This is a genomic window from Paenibacillus sp. PastM-3, from assembly GCF_029893965.1.
GTDB lineage: Bacteria > Bacillota > Bacilli > Paenibacillales > Paenibacillaceae > Paenibacillus_AQ.
Genome location: NZ_JARXXP010000001.1, coordinates 77348 through 102975 on the forward strand (window position 1 = coordinate 77348; position 25628 = coordinate 102975).

Genomic DNA, 25628 nt, shown 5'->3' on the forward strand with positions numbered 1-25628 from the left:
AGATCAATAAAGAGAGAACAGCGGGAGGAAAGATGAAGGATACACAAATACCGGAGAGTGAGCAATCCAAAGAGTTATTTGCTTATTTCGGACTGGCAGTCTATTACTGTCAGGCTTTGGAACAGCAGCTGACCAATCTGCTGCTGCTCACAAAGCTGTCTCAGGGAAAAACGCCTACAGAAGCAGATCTAGCTGATTTGTATCAGCGCAAACTCAGCAATTCACTCGGCCAGCTCATCAAAGAAATCCAGCATCATTTTCCCTTCTCGGAAGAAGAGACGAATCAGCTGCAGGCTGTATGGAAGCAGCGTAATCATATTGTCCACGATTATTTCAAGGAGCGCATCCAGGAGACCTTTACTCCGGCAGGCAGGGCGCATATGATCCGCGAGCTGAAACGGTTCAAGAATAAGGCCAGCAGACTGGAAATCAAACTGCAGGGATACTGCACGGAAATGTATGCCAAGCTGGGGCTGGAAGAGGAGCAGTTCGTTGAATAGAACAGGCGGGCAAGGCTATCAGTAAAGACTCACAATACACAGCATTTCCTGTGTATTGTGAGTCTTTTGCGGTTGTTATGATGCTCATATATTAATCAGTCCTGCTATTGCACAGATTGTGGACAGCCTCCTCCAGCAGCCCGAGTCCGCCTGTCCGGATGGTCTCCGGAGAAAAAGCGACGCTGCCGGCTCTGTTGCAGCGAGCCAGACTGGCGACTGCGCCGGCAAGTGCCGGGATTATTCCGGCGGTCAGGGCTTCGCCGGGCTCCCACCACCAGCGGAGTATGTTCAGGACTCCGGTTTTCTTGTTCGTGACCGGCTCCAGCCGGGCAATAAACCGGTCGCCGTATAGAAGAGGCAGTACATAATAGCCGTATTCCCGCTCTGCAGCCGGCTTGTACACCTCCCAGCGGTACTGGAAGCCAAACAGCTGGCGGATCAGCTCCCTGTCCCACAGGAGATTATCGAGCGGAGCGAGCACAGCGGCGAATCCGTCTTGCTCCGCAACCTCTGCAGAACCGCCCCCGTCCGAAGTATCCCCGGCCAGTACGGCCTCAAGTCCGGGAACATCCGCCGTCCGCATATACAGCGGCAGCTTCACATCCTCTACACGCACCTCACGGATGCGGTCATTTCGCAGCAGCCGTTCCACAGCAGCCGTCCTTTCCTTGCTCTTTAACCCGGAAATGCCCAGCCAGCCGTCACTCGATTTGTTCCACTGCAGGCCAAGGCTGCCGATCCGCCGCAGCACATACCAGTCGTGGTACTGCTCCTCCAGCGGGTTCGGCTCCCCGGCACTAAGCAGATGCTCCGGCAGCAGCCTGGCTGTGAAATCGTAATAACGGCGGGTATGCACCCGGTGGTGGACGGACACTTCACCCCGGAAATACATCGTTTCCAGCGCAGCGCGGGTCACTCTGGCCGGAGCCCAAGCCCAGTTCATCTTCTCCTTGCCTTCCAGATCAAGCGAGGAGAGCGGGCCCCGGGCTTCAAGGGCTTCCCGCACCTGCTGGATCGTCTGCATCAGCTGCTCATCACCATTATGCCTTGCTGCTGCGGCCTCCCGCCGGCGGCTGAAATACGGCCAGTCCTCTGTGCAATAGATGGACATGTTCTTGTCCCAGCCGTCAATCAGCAACCGGTCCGTGTACAGCAGCTCATTCGCCATGGCGGGAACAAAATCCGGGATCCGCGCCTGGAGCACCAGCTCGTGATTGTGCCCGGCAATGCTGAGCGGGTCATACTGAATGCAGCCGACATGGCGGACATACTGAACAATCCCCGTTTTTCCGCCCGGCAGCATACCGGGAACGAGTCTTTGGTGCCACAGCAGAAACCGCCTGGCCTGCTGCTTGCCGAGTGAATAGGTAATCATTGTTACCACCCCGTTCTTATGTATTATTTTTCATTATATCGAACGAATGTTCTGTGTTCAAGTACAGAAAACCCCTGGCAGCCTAAGCACCGCCAGGGGTCGTATTTAATTCTTTAGCTGTGCTTCAGCGAAGGCTGCAGAACAGCTGCGGGCTTAGCCGGCATAGCAGCATCAGCATCAGCAGCCTGTGTAGCACCCGCTCCAAGCTGCAGCTGGTACATCCGGTAGTAGCGGCCTTCCAGCGCCATCAGCTCCTCGTGGCTGCCGCGCTCCACAATCTCGCCGTGATGCAGCACGAGAATCTGGTCTGCACTGCGGATCGTCGATAAGCGGTGGGCGATGATGAAGGTAGTCCGGCCTTTCTTCAGCACCTCCAGCGCTTCCTGGATAAGGCTCTCCGTTTCCGTATCGATATTGGAGGTGGCTTCATCCAGAATGAGAATCGCCGGGTCGAACGAGAGCGCCCGTGCGAAGGAGATCAGCTGGCGCTGTCCGGCGGACAGCGTACTGCCTTTTTCCACTACAGGCTCGTCGAAGCCCTGCGGCAGGTGGGCCAGCAGCTTATCCGCCCCGACCTCACGCAGTGCGCGTTCCACGCGCTCCCGGCTGATCCGTTCATCGCCAAGGCTGACGTTGGACGCGATAGTGCCGGTGAAGAGATAAGGGTCCTGCAGTACGATCCCCATATGGCTGCGCAGCCACTGCTTGGGAATGGAGGTGACCTCCTGGCCGTCAATGGTAATGCTCCCGCGCTGCGGGTCATAGAAGCGGAACAGCAGATTGATGATCGAGCTTTTGCCTGAGCCGGTGTGCCCGACCAGAGCTACTGTCTCGCCCGGACACGCCTCGAAGGAGATGTCCTTCAGCACGAAATCTTTTTTGTAGGCAAAGGACACGTTGTTGAATTCCACCTTGCCCTTGTAACGCGGCATCGAGCCGTCCGTCACAGCTTCGCCCGGTTCATCCATCAGGGTAAAGACACGGCCTGCGGAGACCATTGAGCTGTCCAGGTTAGCCAGCTGGTTCACCATCCCGGTAATCGGCTGGAACATCCGTCCCAGTACATCGACAAAGGCATACAGCACGCCCAGTGATACAAAGGTAGATCCGCCAAGGCTGCCGAAGCCGAAGTACCACAGCACCAGTACAAAGGAGAGATTACGCAGCGTATTCACCAGATTGTGCGAGGTCAGCGCGTTCAGGTTCAGCATTTTGTTCTGATACTTCATATAATCGTCGTTCAGATGCTCGAATTCGGCGCGGCTCTGCTTCTGGCGGCGGAAAATCCGGATGATCGACATCCCCTGGATGGATTCATTGATAATGGCATTGATCTCACTTAGACGCGAGCGGATGATTGTATTGTATTTGGTTGCCACTTTCCTGTACAGCACGATCCAGAGAATGATAATAGGCACGATGAACAAGCTGATCAGGCCAAGCTTCACATCGAGCAGGAACAGCGCAATGTACACGCCGGTGATATTGATAATCCCGGTGAAAAAGTTGGACAGCACGGCTATGAACAGATCCTTGACGGCTTCTGTATCATTGGTGACCCGGGAGACGACCTTGCCCGCAGGCAAATTGTCAAAAAAGTGCACCGGCAGCCGCTGGATATGACCGTATACATCGGTCCGCAGCTTGCGGATGACCTGGTTGGCTGACGACTGCAGCCAGTAGGTTTTGCCGAATTCGGCCAGAATCGAGATGACCAGGAAGAACGCATACAGTCCTACCAGCTCATAAATCCCGGGAAATTCCGGCTTGTAAAAAGCAAACACTTCCTCTGCGGACAGCTTCACGGCCGGGTAGGCGGTGATTTCATCCCCGTATTTGATCTCAAGTGTCCCGTCTTTAAACGTCCGTTCGCCTTCTGCCTGGGCAACTGCTTCATTAATGAAATAGAAGCTTCTGCCCGACTGCAGCAGCCGGACCTCGGGGCCCTTGGCTTCACCCTCGGCAAAGCGGTCGCCGCGTTTGTAATAATTGTTGTTGTATTCAGCGGCCTCATCAGAGGACGCTGTCTGGAAGTAGGGCTGCTCGATGCCGAGCAGATGGTTGTCGATCATATTTTTGGCGATAAACGGGCCGGCCAGCTCGGCGGCCACGCCGATGGTAAGCAGCAGAAGGGCTGCGATAAAGGTTTTTTTGGCAGTCAGTGCATACTGCAGCAGGCGTTTGCCTGTACTCTGTGTCAACGGTGACACCTCCTAAAGGGTTGTTAAGTCCCGGTGAAAAATCAGGTTAAAATAATGGTTAAGCCAACCGGCCTCCGCGTTTATTCACCGCTCAGGTTGTTCTCCACCTGCTGGCGGTCAAACTGCTCACGGTACCAGCCGTTCATCTCCAGTAATTCCTGGTGAGTGCCGCGCTCAATAATATGCCCGTTATCCAGCACCAGAATCAAATCGGCGTGCTCGACGGCAGAGAGGCGGTGGGTGGAGATCAGAGTCGTTTTGCCGGCGCGCTCCTCGCGGATATTCTCAATGATCCGGGCTTCGGTGCGTGCGTCAACGGCTGACAGGGCATCGTCGAGAATCAGAATGTCAGGGTTCGCGATAAAAGCTCTGGAGATCGAGACGCGCTGCTTCTGGCCCCCGGAGAGAGAAACGCCGCGTTCGCCGACCAATGTATCCAGGCCGTCGGATAAGGTGCCGAGGTCGTTCTGGAACGCTGCGGCCGTAATGGCCTGCATAATGCGTTCATCACTGGCCTTGTCATAGCCGAACTGGATGTTCTCACGGACCGATTTGGAGAACAGAATCTGCTCCTGCGGAACGTAGCCCATCCAGCTGTGTAACTGGTCGAGGGCAATGCTCTCAATGGGGACATCAGCAATCCGGATATCACCCTTGCCGGTTGGGTATTCATGAAGCAGCTGCTTCAGCAGCGTGGATTTGCCGCTGCCGGTGCGTCCGACTACCCCCAGTGTCTGGCCCTGGGACAGGGAGAAGCTGACTCCGCTCAGATTATCAATGGTGGAGGTAGGATAACGGAACGTTACATCCTTGAAATCGATGCGGGTTGGCTGGGCTACCGCTACCGGGCTGGCCACATCCGCCACATCCGGGCGGGTATTCGTTGTTTCGTCGATCCGCTCCAGCGAAGCGCCGCCGCGCTGCATGATGTTGATCAGCTCGCCGATGGCGAACATCGGCCAGACGATCATCCCCAAATACATATTGAAGGAGACAAGGTCACCCAGTGTAATCTGATTACGGAATACGAGATAAATTCCATATGTAAGTGCAATGATATAGCTGAGGCCTACACAGAAACGGATGGTCGGTTCAAAAAAGGCATCTACACGGGCAACCGCCATATTTTTGCGGTACACATCTTCAGTAATGTCGGCAAAACGCTTTTCGTCCAGCCGCTCCTGCACGTAAGCGCGGATAACGCGTATACCGGATACGGATTCCAGCACCTGGTCATTCATATCCCCGAAGGCATCCTGGGCCAGACTGTAACGGTCGTGAATCGCTTTGCCGTAGAAAATCATCGCGATTGCAATCAGCGGCAGCGGCAGCACCGCAGCAAGCGTCAGCTTCCAGCTGACCAGAAAGCCCATTGCCAGCAGGACGACACTCAGATAGACAGTGGAGTCCACAAGCGTCAGCATTCCGAAGCCGACGGTGGTCGCCACGGCGCGGATATCATTGGTGGCGCGGGCCATCAGGTCGCCGGTGCGGTTTTTTTCAAAGAAAGAGGGGGTCATCGTCATCAGATGGTTCATGAACCGGGAACGCAGCAGCCGCTCGACCAGGTTGGAGCCGCCGAACAGCTTATGCATCCAGACATAAGTGATCCAGTAAATAATCAGCATCATCACGATGATTGCACCGATGTACTTCAGCAGTGACCCTGTGGTGATGGAGCCTCGGACAATTTCGTCGATGGCGTTGCCAAGCAGACGGGGGGGCAGCAGCTCTAATACACCTACTACAATTAACAAAATCAGGCCGATAGAATATCGCCTTTTCTCCCGGCGGAAAAACCAGCCAAGATCACGGAGTACGGAGAACAAGGGGAATCGCTTCCTTTCGTGTTTGGGGTGTAGTTGTCGGTTTGTGAATGTGTCTTTGAATGATGATGAAAATAGCGGATGTCTATTAACAGCATGCAAAAAGGCATACCCTCCGTTAAACGGATGATATGCCTGTAAGATACAGTGATAATCATGTCCACGGTGCTTTAGCGCAGCACAGAAGACATGGAAGAGACTTGCCTGGCTAAATTCAAGTACGGTGGATGTACTTGATTCAGCAGGTTTCCACTATTCGGGCTGCTTCGGTATGAGGTTGTGTGTAGTTGCCGACAAAAAATTTAAAATCAACTGGTACAATAGTCAACACCGAGATCACCCTTTCGCTCATTTTTGGTAATTACTTCAAGACGCTTCGTATGTTCAGAGTTTATCATCAGTCTCTGAACAATGTCAAATAGAATTTTGAACAATTTGCGAAGACGGAGTATCATAGATAAGGAACGGCTGATTTGGAATACCGCCGGCTTATAGTATGATAAAAGGAAACGGAGGTGCACTAACAGAAATGGATATGACAATTAGTCCGGAAGCCGCTGGGTGGTTCAAGAAGGAGCTTAACCTGCAGGCCGGGGATTCTATTCGTTTATTTCCGCGTTACAGCTCGGGCGGGGGACTGCATCCCGGATTTTCACTGGGTATCGCTACGGAGCCACCCGCGCGTCCTGCAGTAAAGGCGGAGCAGGAAGGCCTGATTTTTTATATGGAGGAGCAGGATCTCTGGTACATGGAGGGCTACAGCCTGTCCATTATCCATGTGGCTGCTGAGGACGATATCGAGTATGTTTATCAGCCGCTGAGCGCGGCCGGTCAGGCTAAGGAGTAACTCCTGCTGCCTGAAATAGGCGGGCGGGCTGGAGCCAGCTGCAGTTTGCTGAATGGCAGCCTGCACAAAAAGCCTCTGCCGGGCGGCAGGGGCTTTTTGTGCAGTGGCTGGTAAATATAGATAACCGCTTTATTGCGAGCTGCGGAAGGTCTCTTCCTCCATCGCAAACTCAAAATCATCGATGTCATATACCTGTACCGGGATTCCGCCTTCGATGATGCGCTGGATCAGCTCGAACTGGTCGGTCAGTACGGGTACTTTTTCCCGGACGGAGGTCAGCAGCAGCTCTGTCTCAATCGGATCAAAGGCCTCCCCGTAGGCTGCGTTGTCAACGCTGTTGATAATCGTAACCTGCGCCCGTTCACCGAGCAGAATGCCGGAGCTTTTCGCCCAGGGTACGGACAGGCAGCGGTTGATCTTCTTGGAATTGAGCGGCTCCTCGAAATAGGCAATCAGCTCACGTATTTTGCTTTTGACGTGCTGGTCATCGTCGGCCCGGTTCATCAGCGGCTCATCGCTGTCCCGCAGCTCATACAGTTCCATAACCGTTGTATAGGGCACGATATATTCCACAGGGCTTTGCGGTACGAGTAGCTGGCCGTATATGGCCATCATGACCGCTTCCGTCACAAATTGTCTAGACATCATTATCCTCCTGAAGTTCCGGTACTGCACTCGCACTTATGTACCTAAGAAATATAAAAACACTGTAAGCCTCAAATGTCAACAGTACCCAGAGCGGTATAAAAAAAGAAAGGGCGTAACGTTCTGTGAAGCAATGGAAAGCGTATTATACCTTTGTTAGGCCTTATATGAAATGGATTGTGCTGACGCTCTTTATCGGTATGATCAAGTTCAGCATCCCGCTGACTCTCCCGATGATTATGAAATATGTGGTCGATGATCTGCTTACACCCTCAGCGCTGACTGTAGCGGAGCGCATCTCGAAGCTGTTTTATGTACTTGGCGGCGCATTTCTGCTGTTTGTTGTAATCAGGGGGCCGGTGGAGTACTACCGCCAATATTTTGCCCAGCTGATTACGAGCAAAGTGCTGTTCGATATGCGCAACAAGCTGTACAGCCATCTGCAGCGCCTGTCCCTGCGGTATTATCAGAATACGAAGGTGGGCGAAGCGATCTCCAGGTTCATCAACGATGTGGAGCAGTCCAAAAACCTGGTCGAGGTCGGGATGATGAACGTGTGGCTCGATATGTTCACGCTGATTTTTGCGCTGGGGTTCATGTTCTATCTCAATCCGGTGCTGGCGCTCGTCTCGATTGCGGTTCTGCCGCTGTACGGCATTGCCGTTAACACACTTTACAAGCGTTTAAAAGTACTGACCAAGGATAGATCACAGGCACTGGCAGCCATACAAGGCTATCTGCATGAACGGATTCAGGGGATTGCCATCATCCGCAGCTTTACGATGGAAAAGGTCGATCAGAAGCAGTTCGAGGGCATCAACGGCAAGTTTCTGGAAAAAGCGCTGGCTCATACCCGCTGGAACGCGGTTACCTTCGCCATCATTAATACCTTGACCGACCTGGCCCCGCTGCTCGTGATCGGGTATGGCGGCTATGAGGTCATCCGCGGCAATCTGACGCTCGGCACCTTTGTTGCCTTTTTCGGCTACCTGGACCGGATGTATGCGCCGCTGCGGCGGCTGATCAACTCCTCCACCGTATTGACCCAGGCTTCTGCTTCGCTGGAGCGGGTTATGGAGCTGCTGGATGAGCCTTATGATATTGCTGACCGGCCCGGTGCCAAGCCGCTTCAGGATGCGGCCGGAGCCATCGAATTTGACCATGTGTGGTTTAAGTACAGGGAGGACAACGAATGGGTGCTGAAAGAGATAAATCTTAGCATCAGCCCGGGACAGACAGTTGCATTTGTCGGTATGAGCGGGGGCGGGAAATCTTCCCTCATCAGCTTGATTCCGCGTTTCTATGATATCAGTGAAGGACGTCTGCTAATGGACGGACAGGACATCCGAGGACTGACCCAGGAGAGCCTGCGGCGGACGGTAGGCATGGTGCTGCAGGATAACTTCCTGTTCAGCGGTTCGGTGCGTGACAATATTCTGTTCGGTAACCCGGATGCCGGTGAGGCGGAGGTTGTTGCCGCTGCGCAGGCTGCGAGTGCCCATGATTTCATCATGCAGCTGCCTGAGGGGTATGACACCGAGGTCGGTGAGCGAGGAGTGAAGCTCTCAGGCGGCCAGAAGCAGCGCGTCGCGATTGCCAGGGTCTTCCTCAAAGATCCGAAGGTGCTGATTCTGGATGAGGCTACGTCTGCGCTGGATCTGGAGTCAGAGCATCTCATCCAGCAGTCTCTGCAATCCCTGGCCTCTGAGCGCACGACGCTGATTGTCGCCCACCGATTGTCCACTATCACCCATGCGGACCAGATTATCGTACTGGAAAACGGTGCGATTACCGAGCGCGGCACTCATGAAGAGCTCATGCTGCAGGGTGGCAGCTATGCCCGTCTGTTCAATGTGCAGCGGCTGGATGGATAAGCAAATTAATTAACGGCTTCCTTCTCAGAGGAAGCCGTTGCAGTATCGCGTAGACGGAGACGGCGCCATTTAAGGCAGAGAGTGATGAATAAACGGGGCCATGGCACCGGCATCAGAGGGAAATATAAAGGCTGGCATAACCCGCATATTCCTGCGGATGATGCCAGCCTTTTCATGCGGCGGAGTACAGCAAAGCGATTATCCCCTCCCGATAATCAAAGACAGAAGACCCGCGGCAATCAGCGGACCGACGGGGACACCCTTGAACAGGGCGACGCCAAGCACAGTGCCGATCAGGAGACCGGCGACAACCGTCGGCTGGCTGCCCATCAGCACGGCGCCGCGGCCGCCGAGATAAGCGACCAGCATGCCGATGCCGATGGCGGCCAGCGATTTCCAGTGGAAGAAGGACTGCCAGACCGTGTTCAGCGAGATTTTGCCGCTGGCCAGCGGAGTCATCACCCCGATTGTCAGGATGATGATACCGAGCGTCAGGCCGTGCTTTTCCAGCCACGGAAAAGTCTGCTGCAGTCCCAGTACCCTGAGCAGCAGCAGTACAACCATCGCGATAGTAACCGGAGAATTGCTGCTGATAATGCCAAGCGCGGCCAGGCCAAGCAACAGCAGGGAGGTGATATCCATGTAGACGGGCACTCCTTGTCTTATTTGAGCTTTTGTGAAACGATATGGTCTGCAATCAGCTTGCCGTGACCGCGTCCGGTCTCGATGAATACCTCATTGGCGTTGCGGCCGGAGGCGATAACCCCTGCTACATAGAGGCCCGGTATATTGCTCTCCATCGTTGAAGGGTTGAATGACGGTTTGTCCAGCTCATCGTCCATCTGCACACCAGCGGATGACAGCAGCGCCCTGCTCGGACGGAAGCCGGTCATCGCCAGCACAAAATCATTGTCCAGCTCGCTAGTCTCCCCGCTGTTCCCGGTTACGATGACCGAGGATGGAGTAATCTCAGTGACCCGTGATTCCAGATGAAGCGTGATAAGGCCTTTTGTTACCATGCTCTCAAAAATTGGCCGCACCCACGGCTTGATATTGTCGGAAATGCTTGCCCCGCGGTAGACCATATCTACCGCGGCACCGACACGGATCAGCTCCAGTGCCGCGTCCACTGCGGAATTGCTTCCCCCGATAACCGTTACCCTCATCCCGGTATACGGATGGGCCTCGCCAAAGTAATGCGTTACCTTGGGCAGCTCCTCGCCCGGAATGCCGATCATATTCGGCTGGTCGAAATAGCCGGTTGAAATAACGACATGTGCAGCCTGCCGGCTCTGGCGTTCTCCGCGTTTGTTGACAGTATGTACAGTAAAGCTGCCGTCTTCATTCCGTTCCACGCTCAGCGCTTCTTCATACGCTGCAATCTCAAGACCGTGCTGCTCCGCTGCCCGCCGGTAATAGACCAGGGCTTCATGACGAAACGGCTTGTCATTGGGTGAGGTGAAGGGAACACCGCCAATTTCGAGCAGCGCGGTTGTGCTGAAGAACTGCATGCTGGTCGGATACAGATAAATGGAGTGCACGATAAAATTTTTCTCAATAATCAGGCTCGACAGCCCCTGGCGCTGGCATTCAATTGCCGCTGACAGCCCGCAGGGACCGGCGCCGATAATAATAACGTCTTTCATAATGACTTGCGACCTCCTGGTGGATAAGTTCTGTCTCTAAATGTTACCTTAATTTTTAATTTAACGCCAATCCTTGCGTAAAAGATCAGCTGCTGCGGTTGCCGGATATCCTCAAATTTGATATAATTAGATATACATCTAAACATTATTCCTTTTCATCCCAGCTTATATTTGCTACAGGAGCGTGACCCCATGCAGCTTGATAAAATTGTTAATTACCATAAGGCCTTGTCCGATCCGACGAGATTACGCATATTATTGCTGTTGTCCAGAGGAGAGGAGATTCACGGCCAGGCGCTGGCGGAACGGCTCAACCTGTCACAGCCGACTGTAACGCATCATGCCGCGAAGCTGCGGGAAGCTGCAATGATTACAGAGCGGCGGGACAAGAACACCGTTTACTTCAGACTTAATCCCGAGTTTATCAGAGCAGGCTCCGAGGCTTCCTTGAGCTTTATTTTTTCCAAAGGCACGCAGGAGATGGAGGAGCAGTCACCGGAGAACAGCCTGAAGGAATCGGTGCTGCGTAACTTTTTTGCCAAAGACGGAAGGCTGCGCCAGATCCCGGCCCAATACAAGAAGAAGCTGATTGCCCTGCAGTACATGGCGGAGAAGCTGACCCCGGGAACGGTCTACAGCGAGAAAGAGATGAACGAGTTCATCAAGCAATACCATGACGATTACGCCACGATCCGCCGTGAATTCATCATGCATCAGTTCATGTACCGCGAGCATGACAAATATGAACTGAACCCGCCGGAAATGTGGACGCGCTGGGAGAACGTGAAATAATGCAATTTGTCACTTAATGCTCTTATAATTACGGAGATTCTGTGACAAATAAATGCACTGCTGATTAAAGGTTAGAAAAGTGAATAAACTGGAATTGTAAGCGTTATCTGACATATACTTCGAAAGGAGACTTTCAGTATGATATTCAAACGCGCCAAAAAAAATACAATCCCTGAGCCGATCACTGTCACCTTGCCGCAGATCAAGCAGGCTGTAAGGCAATTCGAAGAAGATATGCCTGCCTCAGTCAACCGCACTGTACTGATTATGGAGGATAAAAGCATCGATATGTCCAGGCTGAAACGTTATTTGGGCGGGGTTCCCCAGCAGAAATTCTATATGTCCCGTGAAACCTACGAAATTTTTGAGGAAACTGACAAGCTGGTGCCTTACTATCTAGATCTGGTTCAATCTGCGGTGGATAATTATATCAGCGATACCGGCAAGCTGCCGCTAATCGAGGATGCCTGGCTGCCGGAGGTCCACTACCGTCTGCTCCATTCGGAACGTTATCTGACGGAGACCCCGCCGTTTCCGCTGTACATTACGGAAGAAGAGATGATGCTGACCCACCGTGCGGAGCATTTTGAATAACCGGATTATCCATTTATATGACGTCAGCAGGCTGTTCAGCAGTAAAGGAGGATAAAGCTTCTTTTCTGCAGGGCAGTCTTTTCTTTGTCCGGACATACATAGTACAATTAACCTCTGACATTTAAGCGGATAAGGAGATTTAATCAAGATGAGAACAAAACAGGCATTGCTGTTTGATCTGGACAACACGCTGATGGACCGGGACTATACGTTCCGCAGCTTCAGTACCCGGTTTGTAAAGGATTACCTGGGCCATCTGCCGGAGGAAGAGGCTAAGCGGGTTGTCGAGGATATGATTGTGCGGGATGCCGACGGCTACCGGGATAAGGACGGATTTTTTGCCGAGCTGAGCGAAGCACTGCCCTGGCGGACACCGGTAAGTGCGTCGGACATACGGGCGTATTATGATACAAACTATTCCAGCCACGGGGCGACTATGAAGGATGCGGTAGAAATACTGGACTACTGCCGGGAGAGGGGCTATATCCTTGGACTCGTAACCAACGGTAAAAAGGATCTGCAGGACGGTAAAATTGATCTGCTCGGGTTACGCGGCTATTTTAAGGCGATTGTGATTTCGGGTGAAGCCGGAATCAGCAAGCCTGATCAGGCCATATACAAGCTGGCGCTGGAGCGTATGGGTACCTCTGCAGAGCAGACCCTGTTCATCGGCGATCATCCGGTCAATGATATCTGGGGTGCCGGCAAGGCGGGAATGGACACCGTCTGGCTGAAGCGGAATCACCCCTGGGACGACCGTCTGGATGTGCAGCCTTGGAGAACCATTAATGAGCTGGCTGAGCTGAAGGAAATCATCTAGAGTTTCAGGTAGACTTTATTTATAAAAAATACTTTACCGGGGTGCGGCGTTGACAATGCGCAGCCGGGACGTTTATAGTTACAGCATATTAACCAAGAAGGAGACGATGTAATATGACAGTTTATACAGCACGTTCATTATCGGTAACAACTGTTGTAGATACGTGTCTTCCGGGAACAGCGGCTGCGCAGCAAGTGTGATGCAGCTTAGCAGGTAAGCTCTTAGAGTGCCTTTTAGAGCCGTCCGGGACCGTATGTGTTCCGGCGGCTTTTTTGCGCGGTCAGCGTTATTGAATACGGATCGTACCGTATTTGGTATGCCCGGATCGCGCACAGAAATATGCGGTTCTTCCTTACCCGGGAAGACCGCAGCTTTCTGTATATGATTTGATCGCAGTCCTGCCTTGTAGTAGCAGGTGAGGTCTGTGATCCAATCCGCCGCCGGAACGTTAGGTTCCGGCGGCTTTTTGTGTTCCCGGACAATGTGAGTGGATAAATAAACCAAATACCAGGAGGCAATAACATTACAATGATTATTGAACAATACGGATGGAATGAAAAGTGGCAAGTAAAATGGAACGGGATTATTCAGAATCAGGAGCAGGCAAGGAACAAGCGTGTTCCCGGCCGGATCACAGGGGATTTTGGCAGCAAATACCGGGTCATGACTGATGCAGGCGAAACCTGGGGTGAGCTGTCCGGGAAGCTCCGGCATTCCGTTACAGATTCGGGCGAGCTGCCGGCCATCGGTGACTGGGTCGCTTTAGCTATGCAGGATGGGGGAGAGCATGCTGTTATTCATGGACTGCTGCCCCGTCAAAGTGTTATTTCGCGTAAGGTAGCGGGAAATACGCAGGCAGAGCAGATTGTCGCATCCAATGTAGATACATTGTTTCTGGTCAGTGCCTTGAACGACGATTTCAATGTACGGCGGATGGAGCGGTATCTGATTATGGCCTGGAATAGCGGAGCGAATCCGGTTGTTCTGCTGACCAAGGCCGATCTGTGTCCGGATGCGGATACCAGAATAGCGGAGATGGAGCGGGCTGCCCCCGGCGTACCGGTACATGCGGTCAGCGCCCTGCTCGGTGACGGCCGTGAAGAGCTGCTGCCGTATATCCGCAGCGGGCAGACGGTGGCCCTGACTGGCTCCTCCGGCTGCGGTAAGTCAACGATGGTCAACTGGCTCAGCGGCCAAAACCTCCAGCTGACCCAGGACGTCAGAGAGGGCGACAGCCGCGGGCGGCATACAACGACGCACCGGGAAATGTTCGTGCTGCCTGAAGGCGGGATAATCGTGGATACCCCCGGGATGCGCGAGCTGCAGCTGTGGGAGGATGAGGGCGGGCTTGACCTTGCCTTTGGCGATATAAGCAGCCTGGCGGCAGAATGCCGCTACAGCGACTGCAGTCATGAGCGCGAGGAGGACTGCGCCGTGCTGGCGGCTGTATCCTCGGGCCTGCTGGAGGAGAAGCGGCTTATGAACTACCGCAAGACACAGAAGGAGCTGCGCTTTCAAAGCAGCAAAGAGCAGAGACAGAAGCGGAAGGCTGTTGCTTCTGCCGGCAAAACCAGTGCCCCACGGCCGCGGAAAACGTCATGGGAGCGGCAGCTTGAGGAGTATTGATCCTGAACTTGCAATTCTAACATAAAAAAAGCCATTAGGATGCCCTGCAGCTGTCTGCTCAGGCGCCCTGATGGCATTTTTTTATAAGGATATATTCGGGGTCCCCGCAAAGTACCTGTATCAGCTTCCATGTAAAAGCCTCACTTTGTGGGGGGCTTTATGCTGCAGAGGCACAGCCCGGGGAAGGGCTGTGCCTCTGCTATATATGAATAAAAGTCCGGATGCTGAGTAAAACCGATGCCTGATCTTCTTGCGAATATCTATACTGCGGGCCGGACCTTTAATGCTGGTGCTGTATTAGAACGATGCAGCAGCGGATTTAGCTTCTTCCAGACCTTTTGCAATGATGTTAGCTGACTCTTGCGGGTTCTGGTTGTGGCCTTCGATGATCACCTGTGTGATATCCTGGAAGCCCCAGAAGCTCAGGTTGTTCACGATGAAGTTAACAGCCATTTCAGCGTTTGCTGCAGGACCAGTGGAGTAGATGCCGCCTCTTGCGTTCAGGACAGCCGCTTTTTTGCCGGTAAGCAGGCCTACAGGACCTTCAGCTGTGTATTTGAATGCAGTACCAGCCTGGTTCACGTAGTCGATGTAAGTGTGCAGAACAGCAGGAACAGTCATGTTCCAGAGCGGGAAGCCGAATACAACTTTATCAGCTGCAACAAATTGGTCCAGATATTTCTTAACCAGTGCTGCGCCGGCAGCTTCTTCAGGAGTAGCTTCAAAGCCCTGGGCAGCTTTATAGATACCAGTGATCAGGGTGTTGTCGTAGTAAGGAAGCTCTTCAGCGAACAGATCCAGTTCAGTTACCTGATCTTCCGGGTGGGACTCTTTGTAGCTTGCAAGGAATGCGTTGTAAAGTTGAACACTTACAGCTTGTTCAGCAGGGCGGTTGTTTGCTTTGATGAAAAGTACATTAGACATTATGATTTCTCCTTAAATATATATTTAATACTTACTATATTTAATATAGCATTGAATATTTAGTTTGTAAATATCCGTCGAAAGAAAAATAAATTTAAGCGACAGCAAATGCCTTGGAATTGCACGGCTACCATATCTCCTGATGGATAACAGCATAACCGGACCTGAGGCTCAATATGTAGTAAAGTCGTTTCGACAAGCTTTTTCACCAGAAAATAGAAGCGTTTGAGCTTCCGGGGACCCGGTTATATAGGTGATACAAGGGAGGCAGGAAATGATTTCCTGGGTCCATTAACGGTAAAAGATAATCACAAAGGAGCGATTGACATGTCCATTGACCGTTTTATCATTAAAAAACTGGACAGCTGTCACGAAGAACAGACACGCATCAATTTAGTAAAGTTGTTCAAGCTGCGCATCCAAAAGGCGGAGAAAGAAGAAAATAAAAACCGCCGGACAGGTTAAAAACCTGCCGCTTACCTACAGCTATTCGGCCCGACATATAGCGCAGAGCATCTTCTTTTCAGGCGAAAGAGCGTGCTTTTTTTTTGTAACCTCGCAGAAACGGATACCATCTCTTAAGGATGGTATCCGTTTCTTTTTGTACAAAAAAACAATCCCTCTGCTAGTAGAGGGATAGTGCGAGTGAATCATTTTCACTGTAACTGTGCAATATAGCTTCTGAGCCTTTTATTTCGATACTGATAAGTGAATTCAAACATTTCTGCAGAGCGCTTTTGCCCTTCTGGATCTTGAGCTCCAGTGTATTATTCAAAATTCGGAGTACCTTTTGGGTAGGCTGTTTGTTTTCAGTGGTGAAATATACCGGTACAGACTTGTTCTGAAATGTGATGAGCATTCTCATAATCGAAATCACCTCGCTAAAAGTATTTCATGCTATGATCATACCCGGCATTTCTTAATTTTACCTTAAAATTAGCTTATGATAACATAAAGATTGCAAGTTTGGTAGATTCGAGTTTTTTACTGCTGGGCGATTCCTGATTTCCTGGGAATCCGGGAAGGAAATTGGACTGTGAATAAAGATGAAATGGTATATTTAGCGCGTTTTCTGTTTCCTGAAGCGCCGCCGCACGGAAAGGAAGTATCCGGTTTGCTGCAAATGGCGGGTTCTGCAGAACGAATATGCCGGCTGAAATATTGTGAAGGAGAGCATACCCAGGATCTCTGTGTGCAGGTATTCAAGGAACGGACTATCATCTCCAGCATTCAGGAGGAGGATCCCTTCGGCTATGAGCTTACAGAGCCTGCAAAGGTGAAGCGGGCATGCTTTTATTTGTTCAACTGCCCTGAGCAGATGGAAGGGATCCCCTGTTCAGATGTCCCCGCCCTGCAGATGTCCAGAAGCAGGTTCGAGGAACTGAAAGCCCAGGCGGAAACCTACACGCTGTTCACTTTGGCCGAGTGCCTGAATGCCGAGACAGGAGACCTCCTTCGTTCGGCCCAGCTGGCAAGAGTTCTTAAATACCGGACGGCTGACGGTGAGCTCAGGCTCTGTTCCCGCAGCACGGACAGCTGGATTTTCCAGCACGCCGGATACATAGAAGATGCCTCCGGCGGCTGGCTGCTCCGGATGAGCTGCGAATCCGCAGAAGATTGGATTGTTGCCATACCCGCGAGCAAGGCGGAGGTCTGCTTGGCATTATATGAATGGATGCTGCATGCCTCGCATGCAGTTAATCCAGAATAACAGCAGAATAGGGCGGAAGGGTAAGTTCAGCTCCGCTATATGCTGCTTCCTCCGGAACAGCTTTGATGATGTTTGTATATCCTTTGTCATTCGTTCCCTGCTTCAGGGTAACGGTCTGACTGCTGCCTGTCAGATTAAGCATAACGAGCACCTGCTGTTCGGCTGTTACACGTTCAAATGCCATGACACCGTCATTCCCGGAAGCATAGTCCCTTATATCACCGTTCTGGAGCGCGGGTACCTGGCTGCGCAGGGCAATTAGCTGACGGTACCAGTCCAGCAGTGAGCCGGTGCTGCTGAGCTGGCTCTCCACATTTCCTCCGGAATTCCCCTTGTTGTTAGTGACCGCTTCCCAGGTTGTCTGGCCGGCACTGCCACTGTCCGCAGACCACTGCATCGGCTCACGGATTCCTTCATCCGGTTTGCGTCCTAACATGCCGATCTCTTCCCCGTAATAAATAAACGGATTGCCCGGCAGCGTAAGCAGCATTGCGGCAGCCATTCTGGCATGGTCCGGATTGCCCTCAAGCTGGCTCATTACCCTGTCCTGGTCATGATTGGTCAAGAAGACTGCATCTGTAAAACGGCCCTCAGAAATCTGCGAATATAGCCTGTAAGTACGCTCCAGTGTGAATGCTGCCCCGCTGTCCTTTTCCGTCTTGGCGGAGTTCACCAGCGTCTCGGCCAGCCCGAAGTTAAAGCCGGAATCAAAGGCCTGATCCAGATAAGCGCCTACGGATACGGCGGAGTTCTCCCAAACCTCCCCCACAATATAGGCCTGCGGGTTAACCTCGTTCATGGCCTGGCGGAATTCCTGCCACCAGGCTACATTTTTGGCGGTCGTTTCCGTACTCTTATCCGTTACAAGATCCTCATAAATATGTTTGGCTGCATCCAGGCGGAAGCCGTCGACACCCTGCTCCAGCCAGAACTTTCCGATGTCCTTCATTTCATTGCGCACGTCAGGATTATCGAAATTGAGATCGGGCATCCCGTCCCAGAAGGTGCCCATGTAATGGCTGCCAAGCACCGAATGCCAGGGGCTTCCGCTGCCGGCTGCACTGATGCCGCTGACAGGGCGGTTCTGGTCTTCAGCCCAGACATAGTAGTCGCGGTACTTGCTGTCCTCGTTTTTGGCAGATTCCACAAACCACGGATGCTCCCTGGACGTATGGTTCACAACGAGATCCATGATCACCTTAATTCCCCGCTTATGCGCTTCACGGATCAGCTCCTGCATATCCTCAAGCGTCCCGTAATCGGGATTGATGCTGCGGTAATCGGTGACATCATACCCGTGATAGCTGGGGGAAGGGTTAACCGGCATCAGCCAGATGCCTCCAACCCCCAGATCATCTGCAGTCGAAGGGTCACCGTCATTCAAATAATCCAGCTTGCCTGTAAGCCCGCGCAGATCACCGATGCCGTCGCCGTCTGAATCATAAAACGAACGGACGAACACTTCATAGAATACTGTGGATGGCTGCTCATCAATAGCAGTACGGGAAACTGCAGCAGGCTGCTGAGATTTCAGCGGTGCCGTGCCGGCGTCCGGTGAAGGTGAAGTCTGTGCAGCCGGGACGGTGGAAGCCCTTCCGTTATTGCCGGCAGCGGAATTCCCGTCATTCGTGCAGCCGGCCAGCAGTGCAGCGGTAAGTCCGGTTAAGGCCAGGGAATGCAGGATACGGCGTCCCGGGAGCCGGTTGAACTCTTGTTTCATCTTTAAATAAACCCCTTTCTGATGGTGTTGCTTCATTAATATGTATCCAGTAAGCGCTTTACTAAATATAGTAGTGCAATCGCCCCTTTTGGTAAAACGTTTGCACTTACCTAAATCAGCTAAAATTAATTATTTATAATGATTTATGCTGAATTACAAGCAGATATCTTTACAAATCATAGAATTACTCTTAATTAATCGGATTATCATCATTATTAAACAGAATGATCCATTAATTTCAACAAATTTCTTTCTATGTTTTGCTGAAGTGATAGTGCAAACGGTTTTCCTTCATGCTTTTAACCAAAACATAGGCCCCCGCATATGCTTTAGGTAAGGGCCAAAGACCCGGGAAGAAAGGAGAATGAAGGATGACAATCAAGAAAAAGCTGGCTTTGCCGCTGCTGCTTCTCGTCTTGTGCTTCTCAGTGCTCGCCGGCTGCGGCACAGAGCAGGCGGGAGTAAAGGTGAGAGTCGGCGAAGTAACCCGTTCTGTCTTTTATGCGCCTGAGTATGTGGCATTATCGCAGGGCTTCTTCAAGGATGAGGGGCTGGATGTGGAGCTGCAGACCATTCCTGGCGGGGATAAGACGATGACCGCTCTGCTCTCAGGGGCCATAGATGTGGCGCTTGTCGGGTCAGAGACTTCGATTTATGTAGCCCAGCAGGGAGCGGATGATCCTGTGATCAATTTTGCCCAGCTTACCCAGCGGGACGGTACTTTCCTGTTCGCCCGCAAGGCAGAAGGTGAATTCAGCTGGGATCAGCTGAAAGGGTCGACGTTCCTCGGGCAGCGGGCAGGCGGTATGCCGCAGATGGCCGGTGCATTTACGCTGCATAACAAGGGGATTGATGCGGGCAAAGATCTTACGCTGATTCAAAATATTGATTTCGCCAATATTGCCGGTGCATTTGCGTCCGGAACAGGAGATTACGTGCAGCTGTTCGAGCCGCAGGCTTCGATCTTTGAAAGTGAAGGGCGCGGTGCAGTCGTAGCTTCGTTCGGCGTGGAGAGCGGCTATCTGCCTTATACGGTCTTCATGTCCAAGCAAAGCTATATCAGCAAAAATGGCGATACAGTGCAAAAGTTCACCAATGCGGTCCAGCGGGCCCAGCTGTGGGTGAAGGAGCACAGCGCTGAGGAAATTGCAGAAGCGGTTATGCCGTATTTTGAGAACACCGACCAGGGGATTGTCATTTCTGCAATTAATCGTTACAAGGAGCAGGATACCTATGCTGCAAATCCTGTTATTGATGATAAAGAGTGGAACAATCTGCTGGATGTCATTGAACACGCCGGCGAGCTGCAGGAACGGATTCCGCTGGAAACGATCGTGGACAACAGCTTTGCCGAGAAGGCGGAAGCCGGAATTAAAACTTCATCCGGGAAATGAGGGGCTGATATGCTGCCAGTTGTGCAATTGAAGGGTGTGACGCACGCTTACCTGGGCGACCGTGAGGCTTCACTTGCCATTGAGGACCTGAGCCTGGAGGTGGAAAAGGGGGAGTTTGTCAGCCTAGTCGGACCGAGCGGCTGCGGCAAAACAACCCTGCTGTCGATCATCGCCGGGCTGCTCAAGCCTTCGCTCGGAGAGGTGTCGGTCAGCGGCCGGCTGATCCAGGGTCCTTCACCTGAAGTGGGCTATATGCTCCAGCAGGACTACCTGTTCCCCTGGCGGACCATCCTTGACAATGCGCTGCTCGGACTTGAGCTGACCGGAAACCTGACTGCTGAAGCCCGGCAGAAAACAGTGGACCTGCTGGCAGATATGGGCCTGGCCGGCAAAGAAAAGGCTTATCCGGCCCAATTGTCCGGCGGTATGCGCCAGCGTGTGGCCCTGGTGCGCACACTTGCGACAAATCCGGGGCTGCTCCTGCTGGATGAGCCGTTCTCTGCGCTGGATTATCAGATCAAGCTGCAGCTGGAGGACCTGGTATCGGAAACTTTGCGCCGGCGCGGGACTACAGCGGTTCTGGTTACCCATGACCTGTCCGAAGCGATTGCGGTCAGCAGCAGAGTCATTTTGCTGCAGCCCAATCCCGGCCGGATCCGCAAAATTTTTGAGGTGCCTGAGGAAATCCGCAGCACGCCTCCGCTGTACGCACGGGATCTGCAGGGGTTTGCGGAGCTTTTTCATGAATTATGGAAGGAAATGGAGCTCGCAGGGAGGGAAGGACAGTGAACAGGAACGGGCTAAACGAAATGCCAAACTCCCGCGGGGAATGGCTGCAGCAGAAGCACCAGGACTATAAGAAGCAAAAGCGCCGCTGGAGCAGCCGGGTCATGGCCGTACGGGCCAGTCTGCTTGTGCTGTTCTTTTTCCTGTGGGAGGCCGGGGTAAGACTGGGCTGGATCGATGAGCTGCTGTTCAGCTACCCGACCAAGGTGCTGCGGCAAATCTGGAACGATATGGCCAGCGGCAGCCTGTGGCCGCATCTGGGAATGACGGCCTTGGAAACGGCGATCGGCTTTGTGCTGGGAACACTGCTTGGCACATTGCTTGCGGTCATCATCTGGTGGTCGCCTTTTTTATCAGCCGTGCTTGATCCCTATATGGTTGTATTTAACAGTATGCCTAAGGTGGCACTCGGTCCTATTTTTATCGTGATGTTCGGAGCCGGCTTTACAGCGATTGTCATTACCACCTTATCCATCACCGTAATAATCACTACGCTGGTTGTCTATAACAGCTTCTGCAGCGTTGATCCCAACCTGGTCAAGGTGGTGCGTTCCTTCGGGGCATCACGGGTGCAGGAGTTTAACAAGGTGATTCTACCGGCCTCATTTCCCACAATAGTGTCTACACTGAAGGTAAATGTCGGGATGTCGTGGGTCGGGGTGATTGTCGGTGAATTTCTGGTGGCCAAATCCGGGCTCGGCTATCTGATCATTTACGGTTTTCAGGTATTTAATTTCACTCTGGTGATGTCCAGCCTGCTCATTATAGCCGCTGTGGCTACTGCAATGTATCAGCTGGTAGTTTATCTGGAGAAGCTGTTGCTGTCACGGCTGTGAATTTTATGTCATATTGTGTCTCCCTGAAAAATCCTGTACCATGTCTATATCTTTACAAGCAACCTGAAGCAGAGAGTCAAGGAGAGGTATTTACATGGGATTTAGGGTTATCAAAACAGCGGCCGCCACGCTGCTGTCTATACTGCTGGCAGCCGCTGCGGGAATTCCGAATGCACAAAGCGCCGGCCTGCTGGCCATTCTCGGGGTGGAAACAACGCGGAAAAGGAGTCTTCGCACGATCATTGCCCGTTTTTCCGCCTCGCTTGTGGGCCTTCTTATCGGCTGCTCTTTATTTGCCGTGCTGGGTTTTCATTACTGGGTACTGGGGCTGTATGTGCTGTTCGGCTTTCCGCTGATCGTCAAATCAGGCTTTAAGGAAGGGATCGTCACCAGCTCCGTTATAGTGTTTCGCGTGTTCGGACAAGCTGAGCTGACCCTGCATGTCCTGTTGCAGCAGATTGAGCTGCTGATCATCGGACTGGGCTCGGCCGGTCTGGTTAATCTGATCTACATGCCGCAGACCACCGGTGTTATCTCCGGCATCCGCAAGGAAGTGGACGGCTATTTCTCGGTTGTTTTCAAACAAATGGCCACGACACTCCGTGATCCTGCTTATATATGGGACGGTAAGGAGCTGATCGGGGCGAACGCCGCTATCCAGCGCGGGCTTACAGCAGCCACCAGGGAGATTGAGAATCATGTGATTCATCCGGACGAGGCCTGGAATGTCTACTTCTATATGCGCAAGGAGCAGCTGGAATCGATTCAGAATATGCTGCAGCTTCTTTCCCAGGTCTACCGGCAGCTTCCGCACGGCGACATGGTGGCCGACCTGTTCGACCAGCTGAGCGGGGATGTGCTGGCAGAAGAATATACCGGGCGCACGGAGCGGCTGCTGGCAGGCGTCGAGCAGGAGTTTCAGCAGATGGAGCTTCCTTCGACCCGTGAAGAATTTGAAGTCCGTTCAGCTATTCTGCAGGTGTGCCGGGAACTGGCGTTATACCTGAAAATTGCCAAGCAGCATAAGGTTCCGGTCGAGATCAAGCCGGCAAAACGTCTGCTGCGGGGCCGGAGCGACTGATCATACATAACACGAAATAGGTGACAGGTATTCACATTACCGTGTAAAATTACGATAAGAAATGTAAGCACAAAAAGTGAGCCGGTAATTCTTTTGCCGCTCACCGTTCATGGGAGAAGAAGTTCAATTACTGCAGATTGTTCGCTTATGTGAATTTCTGCTCTGGCAGGTGAGGACAATAAACATCAATAATGAACAATATCTCGGCAAGCAGCTTGCAGTCAATCTTTTTAATCACAAGGGCGTGTTCGTCCTGCCCGCTATGACACTGCTGAACAATGATCATATCCGCCTGATCACCCGGCACAGGATTATGCTGGAGCCCCAGGACGTGGTCCATGTTGACAGCGCCGCCTTTTACCAGATTGCGGTTGATGAGTGTACTGTAGCAATGGAGAGTATTTTTGAACAGCTCCGCTATAACAAAAGCAAACGTTTACCGATGATTGAGCTCAGAAATGAAGTTATTCCTTTTATCCAGCAGGTTAGTGAGAAGAACGATTTCTATGGTATTCTGGCTGCACTCCAGCCGAAGGACGACTATACATACAGGCATAACGTTGCGGTGGGTATCCTGTCCACGCTGCTTGGCAAGTGGCTCAAGCTGAAGCCGGAGGAGCTGGGCATGCTGACGATTGCCGCGACGCTGCACGACATCGGCAAAATCATGATCCCTTCGGAGATTCTGACCAAGACCGGTCCGCTGGACGAGGAAGAAACGGCACTGATGAAGAAGCATACCACCTACGGCTATGAGATGATAAGAGATACGGTAGGTACCAATCACATGCAGGCACTTGTCGCGCTGCAGCATCATGAGCGGATGGACGGCAGCGGCTATCCGTTCGGGGTACTGGGGCACCGGATTACAGATTTCAGCAAAATCGTCGCCGTGGCGGACATTTTCCATGCGATGACCTCGGAACGGCTCTACCGTCCGGCTGCGCCGCTGTACGAGGTGCTCAGACAGATGGAGGATGACGTGTTCGGCAAGCTTGACCCGTATATTTGCAGAGTCTTCATTAATAAGCTGATGCAGTCCATGCTGGGCAATGATGTCGTGCTTACTGACGGACGGACCGGCAAAATCATCCTGATTCTCGCCCATGATCCGCTGCGTCCGCTGGTGAACATCGGGGAGGATTTCGTGGATCTCAGCAGGCAGCGGGATCTGGGTATTGTACGGGTTATTCCGCAATAGCAGGGGAGTATATTGATCATTTTCGGTTAATAGAGCCGGCAGGCAAGTACAATTGCATAATGTACCCCAAAAACACCAGTTCACCCGTTAACGGAGGAGCTGGTGTTTTTTTACGGGGACACAGGCTGGCTATGTATCATAACGCGGTGATTTTAACAATAAAATGGACTATGAAGCTTATAGCGGGACGGGTGGAGGGCTTACCCAAATTTATTTCTACTCTAACAATCAACAAATGCCCAGAACGTGCATACACTTGATAGTGAATGATTGTATGGAGGAGGTTCAAAGATGTCATTAAGCCATAAACGTCAAACAAGGGAGATCATTACGAAGGCAATCTGCGGCAAAGGTCGTAAGTTCTCTACCGCAACCCATACCGTGACTCCGCCACATCATCCGACTAGTATTCTGGGGGCTTGGATCATTAACCACCAGTACGAAGCGGTTGCCGCCGGAAACGGAATTGAAGTAATCGGTACTTACGATGTGAACATCTGGTACTCGTATGACAAAAACAAGCAGACTGAGGTAGCCAAAGAAACAGTCTCCTATGTTGAGCTTATCCCGCTGTCATACCTGGACCCGAGACACCGCGCTTCCACGGCCCAAGTCTCTGCGGAGGCAACGCAGGAACCCAACTGTGTAGAAGCGGGTGTATCGCCAGGCGGCGGCAGTGTGACGCTCCGCGTGGAACGCGAGTTTGAGGCGGAACTGGTGGCTGAGACCAAGGTCCGCGTGTACGTCAGTGATCAGGCCGACGATCTGGAAGACAAGGATTATGATTTCGAAGGCGAGAGCTTCGACTATGATGATCTGGACCCTGACGCCCTGGATGATGAGCTGTAAGGAAGGAGGGCGCCGCCGCTGATTACCGGTGGGTTATAGTCCATTATATGTAGCGGGGGCGGCGGCGAGAGGGCGAACGCCCTCCTTTTTTAATTTTATTTTGGCTGCAGGGGTGCGGATGCGGGAAAGGTACAGTGGGAATGCGGACATAAGTGCAGGGGGAAGCCAGGGACTTAATCTGAAATACAAGCCACTGCCGAACAGGAAAAGTACAAATTTAAGCTAGACTTACGGATACTTTTTAAAAAATAGAGCAGTCTGGTGTGGTACTTCATAAGGTGCGCTTGTTGCATCAGATTCTTAAGAATTAGGTGGGTTTTCCACACTTAATTCCACTCTATTTCTCAATTTCAAACGAATAGTTGTACAATCGCTACTTC

General features: G+C 52.3%; 24 protein-coding genes. 15 read left to right on the plus strand and 9 right to left on the minus strand.

What is annotated here, in order from left to right; all coding sequences use genetic code 11:
* The first annotated feature begins 32 nt into the window (after positions 1-32).
* Positions 33-500 (plus strand): hypothetical protein, encoded by a 468-nt coding sequence (locus M2108_RS00320; RefSeq protein WP_277469051.1) that lies wholly within the window; start codon positions 33-35, stop codon positions 498-500.
* 91 nt (positions 501-591) lie between these two features.
* On the opposite strand, the gene M2108_RS00325 is transcribed toward M2108_RS00320, so the two are convergent.
* From M2108_RS00325 to M2108_RS00335, 3 genes are all read right to left on the minus strand, one after another.
* Complete coding sequence (locus M2108_RS00325) at positions 592-1875, minus strand: winged helix-turn-helix domain-containing protein (RefSeq protein ID WP_277469052.1); 1284 nt, start codon at positions 1873-1875, stop codon at positions 592-594.
* Positions 1876-1988: 113 nt separating this feature from the next.
* Positions 1989-4076 (minus strand): ABC transporter ATP-binding protein, encoded by a 2088-nt coding sequence (locus M2108_RS00330; RefSeq protein ID WP_277469053.1) that lies wholly within the window; start codon positions 4074-4076, stop codon positions 1989-1991.
* 80 nt (positions 4077-4156) lie between these two features.
* The gene (locus M2108_RS00335; RefSeq protein ID WP_277469054.1) at positions 4157-5905 is read right to left on the minus strand and encodes an ABC transporter ATP-binding protein; all 1749 of its coding nucleotides are present in this window, start codon (positions 5903-5905) and stop codon (positions 4157-4159) included.
* 526 nt (positions 5906-6431) lie between these two features.
* Here M2108_RS00335 and M2108_RS00340 point away from each other — a divergent pair.
* On the plus strand, positions 6432-6749 hold the full coding sequence (locus M2108_RS00340; RefSeq protein ID WP_277469260.1) for a HesB/YadR/YfhF family protein: 318 nt from the start codon (positions 6432-6434) through the stop codon (positions 6747-6749).
* A 129-nt stretch (positions 6750-6878) separates the two neighbouring features.
* Here M2108_RS00340 and M2108_RS00345 read toward each other — a convergent pair whose 3' ends face one another.
* Entirely contained in the window at positions 6879-7394 is a 516-nt protein-coding gene (locus M2108_RS00345; RefSeq protein ID WP_090713648.1) for an ADP-heptose synthase, read from the minus strand.
* 125 nt (positions 7395-7519) lie between these two features.
* On the opposite strand from M2108_RS00345, the gene M2108_RS00350 reads away from it, so the two are divergent.
* Positions 7520-9268 carry an ABC transporter ATP-binding protein gene (locus tag M2108_RS00350; protein ID WP_277469055.1) on the plus strand — a complete coding sequence of 583 codons (1749 nt, stop codon included), beginning with the start codon at positions 7520-7522 and terminating at the stop codon, positions 9266-9268.
* A 198-nt stretch (positions 9269-9466) separates the two neighbouring features.
* Here the strand turns inward: M2108_RS00350 and M2108_RS00355 are convergent, their stop codons facing one another.
* Positions 9467-9910: a DUF441 domain-containing protein gene (locus M2108_RS00355; RefSeq protein WP_090713652.1), complete on the minus strand. Its 444-nt coding sequence runs from the start codon at positions 9908-9910 to the stop codon at positions 9467-9469.
* A 20-nt stretch (positions 9911-9930) separates the two neighbouring features.
* The gene (locus M2108_RS00360) at positions 9931-10914 is read right to left on the minus strand and encodes a YpdA family putative bacillithiol disulfide reductase (protein WP_277469056.1); all 984 of its coding nucleotides are present in this window, start codon (positions 10912-10914) and stop codon (positions 9931-9933) included.
* Positions 10915-11106: 192 nt separating this feature from the next.
* Between M2108_RS00360 and M2108_RS00365 the strand changes: the two genes are divergently transcribed.
* The 4 genes from M2108_RS00365 to rsgA all read left to right on the plus strand — a co-directional run bounded on the left by M2108_RS00365 (position 11107) and on the right by rsgA (position 14746).
* Entirely contained in the window at positions 11107-11706 is a 600-nt protein-coding gene (locus tag M2108_RS00365; RefSeq protein ID WP_068720883.1) for a DUF2087 domain-containing protein, read from the plus strand.
* Between the two features lie 138 nt (positions 11707-11844).
* Positions 11845-12300 carry a DUF3939 domain-containing protein gene (locus M2108_RS00370; protein WP_277469057.1) on the plus strand — a complete coding sequence of 152 codons (456 nt, stop codon included), beginning with the start codon at positions 11845-11847 and terminating at the stop codon, positions 12298-12300.
* A gap of 148 nt (positions 12301-12448) precedes the next feature.
* A complete protein-coding gene (locus M2108_RS00375) occupies positions 12449-13120 on the plus strand; it encodes an HAD family hydrolase (protein ID WP_277469058.1) in 672 nt (223 codons plus the stop codon).
* Between the two features lie 528 nt (positions 13121-13648).
* Positions 13649-14746: a ribosome small subunit-dependent GTPase A gene (gene rsgA / locus M2108_RS00380; RefSeq protein ID WP_277469059.1), complete on the plus strand. Its 1098-nt coding sequence runs from the start codon at positions 13649-13651 to the stop codon at positions 14744-14746.
* 297 nt (positions 14747-15043) lie between these two features.
* On the opposite strand, the gene M2108_RS00385 is transcribed toward rsgA, so the two are convergent.
* Positions 15044-15670, minus strand: coding sequence for an FMN-dependent NADH-azoreductase (locus tag M2108_RS00385; protein ID WP_039873862.1), 627 nt, complete (start codon positions 15668-15670; stop codon positions 15044-15046).
* A 327-nt stretch (positions 15671-15997) separates the two neighbouring features.
* On the opposite strand from M2108_RS00385, the gene M2108_RS00390 reads away from it, so the two are divergent.
* Positions 15998-16135, plus strand: coding sequence for a hypothetical protein (locus tag M2108_RS00390; protein WP_277469060.1), 138 nt, complete (start codon positions 15998-16000; stop codon positions 16133-16135).
* Positions 16136-16295: 160 nt separating this feature from the next.
* Here M2108_RS00390 and M2108_RS00395 read toward each other — a convergent pair whose 3' ends face one another.
* A complete protein-coding gene (locus M2108_RS00395) occupies positions 16296-16535 on the minus strand; it encodes a hypothetical protein (RefSeq protein WP_039873859.1) in 240 nt (79 codons plus the stop codon).
* A 171-nt stretch (positions 16536-16706) separates the two neighbouring features.
* Here M2108_RS00395 and M2108_RS00400 point away from each other — a divergent pair, with 171 nt between their 5' ends.
* Positions 16707-17381, plus strand: coding sequence for a hypothetical protein (locus tag M2108_RS00400; protein ID WP_277469061.1), 675 nt, complete (start codon positions 16707-16709; stop codon positions 17379-17381).
* Here M2108_RS00400 and M2108_RS00405 read toward each other — a convergent pair.
* Positions 17368-19101 carry an alpha-amylase family glycosyl hydrolase gene (locus tag M2108_RS00405; protein ID WP_277469062.1) on the minus strand — a complete coding sequence of 578 codons (1734 nt, stop codon included), beginning with the start codon at positions 19099-19101 and terminating at the stop codon, positions 17368-17370. The two genes, M2108_RS00400 and M2108_RS00405, sit on opposite strands and share 14 nt — an antisense overlap.
* Before the next feature lie 371 nt (positions 19102-19472).
* Here M2108_RS00405 and M2108_RS00410 point away from each other — a divergent pair, with 371 nt between their 5' ends.
* The 6 genes from M2108_RS00410 to M2108_RS00435 all read left to right on the plus strand — a co-directional run bounded on the left by M2108_RS00410 (position 19473) and on the right by M2108_RS00435 (position 25248).
* Positions 19473-20495 (plus strand): ABC transporter substrate-binding protein, encoded by a 1023-nt coding sequence (locus M2108_RS00410; RefSeq protein WP_277469063.1) that lies wholly within the window; start codon positions 19473-19475, stop codon positions 20493-20495.
* Positions 20496-20504: 9 nt separating this feature from the next.
* Positions 20505-21284, plus strand: coding sequence for an ABC transporter ATP-binding protein (locus M2108_RS00415; protein WP_277469064.1), 780 nt, complete (start codon positions 20505-20507; stop codon positions 21282-21284).
* A gap of 20 nt (positions 21285-21304) precedes the next feature.
* Positions 21305-22117 (plus strand): ABC transporter permease, encoded by an 813-nt coding sequence (locus tag M2108_RS00420; RefSeq protein ID WP_277469261.1) that lies wholly within the window; start codon positions 21305-21307, stop codon positions 22115-22117.
* 94 nt (positions 22118-22211) lie between these two features.
* Positions 22212-23198, plus strand: a complete 987-nt coding sequence (locus M2108_RS00425) for an aromatic acid exporter family protein (RefSeq protein ID WP_277469065.1) — start codon at positions 22212-22214, stop codon at positions 23196-23198.
* Between the two features lie 109 nt (positions 23199-23307).
* Positions 23308-24399 carry an HD-GYP domain-containing protein gene (locus M2108_RS00430; protein ID WP_277469066.1) on the plus strand — a complete coding sequence of 364 codons (1092 nt, stop codon included), beginning with the start codon at positions 23308-23310 and terminating at the stop codon, positions 24397-24399.
* A 291-nt stretch (positions 24400-24690) separates the two neighbouring features.
* Positions 24691-25248 (plus strand): outer spore coat protein CotE, encoded by a 558-nt coding sequence (locus M2108_RS00435; RefSeq protein WP_277469067.1) that lies wholly within the window; start codon positions 24691-24693, stop codon positions 25246-25248.
* The last annotated feature ends 380 nt before the right edge of the window (positions 25249-25628 follow it).